This is a genomic window from Psychroserpens sp. BH13MA-6 (genome assembly GCF_052983595.1).
Genome location: NZ_JBRJGE010000027.1, coordinates 1 through 2127, shown reverse-complemented (window position 1 = coordinate 2127; position 2127 = coordinate 1). Strand labels below are relative to the sequence as shown.

Annotated in this window: 2 protein-coding genes; both read right to left on the bottom strand. The window is 32.8% G+C overall.

What is annotated here, in order from left to right; all coding sequences use genetic code 11:
* Positions 1–367: 367 nt before the first annotated feature.
* Positions 368–775, bottom strand: a complete 408-nt coding sequence (locus ACU8DI_RS15265; protein WP_447113659.1) for a hypothetical protein — start codon at positions 773–775, stop codon at positions 368–370.
* Between the two features lie 215 nt (positions 776–990).
* Positions 991–1755, bottom strand: coding sequence for a hypothetical protein (locus tag ACU8DI_RS15260; protein WP_447113658.1), 765 nt, complete (start codon positions 1753–1755; stop codon positions 991–993).
* Positions 1756–2127: the final 372 nt, after the last annotated feature.

Genomic DNA, 2127 nt, shown 5'->3' with positions numbered 1-2127 from the left:
CCATCAATAAAATGTCTTGTAGAAATTTGTGAATAGGAATAGTATGAAATAAATAGTGTTATAAAAAATAGAATTTTCTTCAACGTAATGTTATTTTAATTATGCACAACGTAATTGTGTATGATTAGTTGCGGAATTTCAGCCGAAGCGCTTTGCGCTCGGATGAGCCGTTTACGGTGAAATCCACAGGATTCATGAATACCAAAATATAAAATAGTTATGACATGAATAAAATTCCGCTGGAAGAGAAGCGCGAGGTTGAACCAGCAATTCTTTCCGAGTTTTAAAGATAGTGAATTAAGTGAGAATTTTTCCTCGTCTTAACCAACAAGAGCAATTAATTATACACGGTGTTGTAAGTAGTTTTTTATTCAGATTCAGTTTGGTCAATTAATTCCATTTGATTTTTAATATGTTCAGTTAAGAATTCTTTTTCTTTAGCATTCAAGTTTTCTAAAATTCCAACTCGTCCATAAAAGCTAATATTTTCGTCGTCCTTATGAACTAATACAATTAAAGGAAATCCAGTTTTGGCCTCAAACATTTCCAAGTCATTTTCCATTCCAGATATCGGATTGTCACGGTCTAAGAAATATTTAAATCGAATATTTTTTTCAGTCGGACTGTCAAATGGGTCGCTTGTTGGATTTACCGATTCAATAAAGCCTTGCACTTCATAAAAGTCAGACTCATTATAGTCAGAATATCGTTTTTCGGACTTGCAAGATAAAAATCCAAAACTCAATGATATTAATATGATTAGCGTTTTTCTCAAATTACTTACAACGTAATTGTGTATGATTAGTTGCGGAATTTCAGCCGAAGCGCTTTGCGCTCGGATGAGCCGTTCACGGCGAAAATTCCGCTGGAAAAGAAGCGCGAGGCTGAGCCAGCAATTCTTTCCGAGTTTGAAAGATAGTGAATTATGTGAGAATTTTTCCTTTGCTTAGCCATCTTACCGCAATTAATTATACACGTTGTTGGGCACAGTTATTTGTAATTTATAATTCGAGTTTGAATAAAAGTCAGATTTCCATTTTCAAACGAGTTTTTGATAATCCAATTTTGATATTCGTCCAATTCATATTCGTATTTCGTTGCTGAAATCAACGAATCAGTATGATTGTATGTTCTCATTTCTGTTAGTGTTCCACAATCATATTCATATTCCAGAGTTCTATTCCGTTCAGGTTTTAAGTAGTCAATATGCTTTGTTTTAGTTGCCAATTCACTTTTAAAATTACTAATCTCAAAGGTGTTGGTAATGGTATCATTAGTTTCTTTATCAATGGATATTTGAGATAAGGTGGATTCTTTAAGATTTCCGAAAAAACTATATTCATAATTCCCAACTTGTTTAGAGTAGAAGTCATCATATTCCGACTTAGATTGCGAGCTTTTAAGTTTTGAATTTTCATAAGTGTAAGAAACAATTATTGGTTCGCTGTCTATAGATAATCCAACTGTTTCTTTTATCAGTCTGCTTTCTTTGTCATAAGAAAAATCGATATCGATATTTTCATCAGCGAAAATATTGTATTGATAACGGCTTATAATTTTATCAAGATTATTGTATGTTTTTTTTGTCTTAACTAAAGTGTCCAAAACTCTATTTCCAGTCGAGTCTTGTTTTACTTTTATTGTGTATTCAGTCAAATTACTGACACTTTTTGTTAGTCCGTTATCAAGTAATTCTGGTTTATCACAACAACCAAATATACAGATAGTCAGAAGTAAAGTAAGTAGTCTATTCATTCGGTTTTAATTGTGCCCAACGTAATTGTGTATGATTTGTTGCGGAATTTCAGCCGAAGCGCTTTGCGCTTGGATGAGCCGTTTACGGCGAAAATTCCGCGGGAAAAGAAGCGCAAGGTTGAACCAGCAAATCTTTCCGAGTTTTAAAGATAGTGAATTATGTGAGAATTTTTCCTTGACTTAACCAACAAGAGCAATGAATTATACACGGTGTTGGCAGTAGTTTTTATTCTTTTAATATTTTTGCTAGGTTATTTTTCCAGTCCGTAATTAAGAATTTGTCCATTATTCTGTTGTCAGTTCCAATTACATAACATATTCTTGAACAATATTGCATCCTATATTTATCATAAAAATCTTGGTTAAATGCAT